This window comes from Exiguobacterium sp. s128 (assembly GCF_018618815.1).
GTDB classification, from domain to species: domain Bacteria; phylum Bacillota; class Bacilli; order Exiguobacteriales; family Exiguobacteriaceae; genus Exiguobacterium_A; species Exiguobacterium_A antarcticum.
Map to the genome: position 1 here is coordinate 1 of NZ_JACSMT010000081.1, position 4,337 is coordinate 4,337.

At 48.3% G+C, this 4,337-nt stretch carries 4 protein-coding genes; all 4 read right to left on the reverse strand.

Features of this window, described 5'->3' with window-relative positions:
* Nucleotides 1–213: 213 nt before the first annotated feature.
* The 4 genes from KNQ13_RS15540 to KNQ13_RS15555 are packed head-to-tail and all read right to left on the reverse strand — an operon-like array spanning nt 214 to nt 4,018.
* Nucleotides 214–966 (reverse strand): iron ABC transporter ATP-binding protein, encoded by a 753-nt coding sequence (locus KNQ13_RS15540; RefSeq protein ID WP_014970011.1) that lies wholly within the window; start codon nt 964–966, stop codon nt 214–216.
* Entirely contained in the window at nt 963–2,030 is a 1,068-nt protein-coding gene (locus KNQ13_RS15545) for an iron chelate uptake ABC transporter family permease subunit (RefSeq protein ID WP_014970012.1), read from the reverse strand. Before KNQ13_RS15545 ends, KNQ13_RS15540 begins: the two co-directional genes overlap by 4 nt.
* On the reverse strand, nt 2,027–3,046 hold the full coding sequence (locus KNQ13_RS15550; protein WP_209548548.1) for an ABC transporter permease: 1,020 nt from the start codon (nt 3,044–3,046) through the stop codon (nt 2,027–2,029). Before KNQ13_RS15550 ends, KNQ13_RS15545 begins: the two co-directional genes overlap by 4 nt.
* Nucleotides 3,047–4,018, reverse strand: coding sequence for a siderophore ABC transporter substrate-binding protein (locus KNQ13_RS15555; protein WP_148275207.1), 972 nt, complete (start codon nt 4,016–4,018; stop codon nt 3,047–3,049).
* Nucleotides 4,019–4,337 lie beyond the last annotated feature (319 nt).

A 4,337-nucleotide genomic window follows, 5' to 3' on the forward strand; every position in this document is an offset into this window, starting at 1 on the left:
AATGCTTAGTTCTTGTCATAAAAAAGACCCCCCTAATAGAAAAACAGATTGTTTATTTCATCTGTCTACCTATTGGGGAGCATATCAAAGGGAGTGATTCTTTTTTAAATCAAACAAGGGTGGCAGATTTATAATCTGCTACCCTTGTCTTTGTAGAGACTAACTTTTGAGTCAGCCCCTTCTTTTGATTGTTGTTTTTAAAGCAATTTCGGTTTAATAGACAGCAATCGGGCCATACGGTCCGTCGATGATCTCAAGGTTTGTCTCAAAGATGTCCGAAAGTGTTTCGGCAACCATGATTTCCTTGACGGTTCCAAATGCAGCGACTTGTCCATGTTTCATGGCGCAGATATGGTCCGAATATTTAGCAGCGAAATTAATATCATGTAATACGGTAACGATGGTCCGTCCCAGTTCATCTGCGACATGGCGAAGGTACCCCATCATCTGAACGGATCGTGCGATGTCAAGGTTGTTGAGCGGTTCATCCAGTAGGACATAGTCCGTCTCTTGGCAAAGGACCATCGCCACGTAGGCACGTTGACGCTGTCCACCCGAGAGTTCGTCAAGATATCGATTCTCAAGCTGTGTCAAATCGAGAAAATCGATATATTTGGAAATGATGGCTTCATCTTCTGGGGTCAATCGTCCTTGCGAGTAGGGAAAACGGCCAAATCCGACCAATTGACGAACGGTCAGTCGGGTCACGAAATGATTTTCCTGACGAAGAATCGTGATGATTTTCGCCAAATCCTTTGATTTTGTACTCGAGACATCCATTCCCGCGACTTGGATGTGTCCTTCGTCGAGGTTCAACAGGCGGCCGATCATCATCAGCGTCGTGGACTTACCTGCTCCATTCGGTCCGATGAGCGCAGTAAGACCGGCTTTTGGGATCTCGAGCTCGATAGGACCGATTTGGACATGATCTGTATACGATTTTTTGACGTGTTCTAATTTAATCATAGGGACCTCTTTCTTAATAACACCGCTAAGAAAATCATACCGCCGAATAGCTCGATTATGACGGAGACCACGCTCGGTGCATTGAAAATATGATACATGAAAAAATAGGCGCTCGTCAGAACGAGGAAGCCGATTGAAAATGCCATCGGCAAGACATACTTATGATCGTACGTGGATGCGACCTGATAACTAAGCGTGGCCACTAAAAAACCGAAAAACGTCAAAGGACCGATCAGCGCTGTCGACATCGACATAAGCAAGGAAATTAGAACCAGTATATAGATGATGCTTCTGCGGTGATTCACCCCAAACGATGTCGCGACGTCTTTCCCGAGGGCGATGACATTAAGCCGATTGGCCGACAGCAACAACAATACGCTGACGACGATGACGACCGGAATCACGATTGGAAAATAAGCAGCATCGGCATTCGTCACCGAACCGAACAGTCGGGCTTGAAGGATATCGAACTCAGATGGCGCGAGCATCCGTCTCATGAAGGTCGAGAGCGAATTGAGCCCGGTGCCGAGGATGATTCCGATCAGGAGCATGAGCTGCAAATTCGCGTATTTTCCGGATAAGAGCCAGCCGTACAACAGTAAGCTCATGACCAGCATGATGGCGACTTGCGTCAAGAAGGCTCCCGTCCCTGTGAAACCAATCAAAGCTCCGGCACCGAAGAAAAAGATCATCGACGTTTGAATCGTCGAATAGAGTGCATCGAACCCGAGAAGTGACGGGGTGATGATGCGGTTGTTGGTGACCGAATGGAATGCGACGGTCGCAAGACTTTGACAGAGCGCCGCGATTGCCATCGTCACGATGGCGGTGATCCGCCGTTCGACGACCGGCCAGAAGGAGGGCGACTGGAACGGAACCGGATTGTTGTAGACGAGGAGACCAAACGAACAAAGGAGTCCACCGAAGAGAAAGAGGCAAAGCAACATCCAGTAGCGTCGCTCCAATCGCTTCGATTGGAATGCCGAAGCGTTCCGATCGGTTGTATGAGACGTCGTACGTTCACGTTCATAGATCGCTGGTTTTGGTTCCGTGATCAAACTCATCGAACTCCTCCTCTTGTTCGTTGTCGTAATAAAATGATAATGAAGACAGCCGCTCCGACCGTCCCGAGAATAAGTGAAACGGGTAATTCAAACGGTTTAATGAGCGTGCGTGAAATCAGATCACTGACGAGGATCGTTCCCATCCCGATGACGCATACCCATGGCAGGTTACTTCGGAGATCGTCCCCGCGCATCATGGAGACGAGATTCGGTACGATCAGACCCAAAAACGGTAAGTTCCCGATCACCGTTGCGACGATTCCGACCGACAAGTCAATCAATCCTGTTGCTAGCATCATCAGACGGTTGTAGTTGATTCCGAGGCTGGTGGCGATATCTTCACCGAGACCAACTAACGTCAGCCGGTTGGCAAGAAAAAAGATACAGATCGTGACACCGATGATGATCCACAGGTATTCGTAACGCCCCACTTGAATCGAGGCAAACGATCCGACGAACCATCCTTCCAGTGCTTGACTCGCCCGAAAAAACAACCCGAGGAATGTGGAGATGGCGGAGATGACAGCACCGAGCATGAGTCCGATGATGGGAACAATCAGCGAAGAACGTAGTTTAACCGATCGCAGGAACCAAAAGAAGACCATCGTTCCGATAAACGCGAAGACGATGGCACCCGTCATGCGCATCATGAGCGTCGGTGCGGGCACAAGCAGATAAACGGTCAAAAGACCAAGTCCTGCCCATTCAATGGTTCCTGTTGTCGTCGGTTCTACGAGGCGGTTCTGGGTGATCAGTTGCATGACGAGCCCGGCCATTGCCATGGCTGCACCCGTCAGCATGAGCGCCAGGGTCCTTGGAACACGTGTAATCCAAAACATATCAAAGTCGTTCGCTTTTCCGCTCAATTCATAGACTCCGGTAAACAAGGAAGCGACGGCAAGGAGGAGGATGATCAGCACCGCTATGACAAACGACGGGGTCCAAACGACAGAAAAGGAAGGTCGAGCGTTCTGCTCAACGCTTCCATTTACTTGTCGTAGCTTAAACTGCTCCATTTACTTCACGAGCGCTTCCGACACGTCTTGGAAAAACTCTGAATAGGTCTGAATCGATTCATTTAAATACATGTCTTTTGGTGTGTAAACAATACGATCCTCTTTAACAGCCGTTGTTTTTTGAAGAGCAGGTGCACGATCGATGACGTCTTCCGCTGGAACAGCACCTTCCGCATCACCAAGCGGCGCGTCGCGATCCAAGACGAGCAGCCAGTCCGGATTGCTTTGCGCGATGGCTTCCACGGAAACTTCATCTCCTTGATCGTTCCCTGAGTTCTGTTTGACCTCAAGTGCCGGTTTCCATCCGAATATGTCATACATCGGTCCGAAGACACGGCCACTCATCGGAGCCGAGAAACCGATATCTCCACCTGAGACGATGACGGACATGATGCTGTCGTTTCCGTTATATGATTTTTTTACATCCGTGATGGATTGTTCGAATGTCGTTACGAGTTGTTCTGCCTCTTTTTCCTTGGCAAAGATTTGCCCAAGCGTTTGCGTCGTATCTTCGAGACCCTTGACCAACAGTTCACCTGGAGTACCCGAATTTTCAGGTAGCTTGACATCCAAATCGATGACAGCGGCTTCCGGGACTAATTTTTTAATGTCGTCGTAGTAGTCAGCGAAGCGTTGTCCGACGATGACCACATCCGGGTCAACACCAGCAATGGCTTCTAAGTTTGGTTCAAAATGCATCCCGACGTCGACGATATCTTTGTCTTTGGCATAAGGCGATTCAGCCGGTAATAAGCCAACCGGGGCTGCAGCGAGCTCGACATCCCAGGCGGCCAGTGTCTCGAACGTTCGGTTATCGAGTGCCACCACTTTCTCCGGGTTGACCGGTACCTTGATCGTACCGTGCGCGTCAGTAATTTCTACCATCTTAGACGTGTTGGCTTCTCCGTCCTTTGTTGTGTTTGCTTCGTTCGCAGTCCCACATGCCGCAAGTAAAACGGCGAGCGAACTCATGATAACGGATGTCTTCAATTTTCCCACTATGTTTCATCTCCTTTTTCGTGTAGCAATGCATCTCAGTGGATCAACCATGTTACGTCTCGAGATTATGTATAAGTCTCTAACAAGATTCGTAAACATTATTGATAATGATTATCATTGTCATCTTCAAGGGAAATGATAACAAACAAAATCTGAATGTGCAATGACAATTTTAGTGCAATATGCGTGTTCATTTTTTTATTTGACGAATTGTAATATTAAGTGCAACACCTGACGGAAAACACAAAAAGCCCATAACGGCCTCGTGTAGAATGGAGTTACCACACCACAT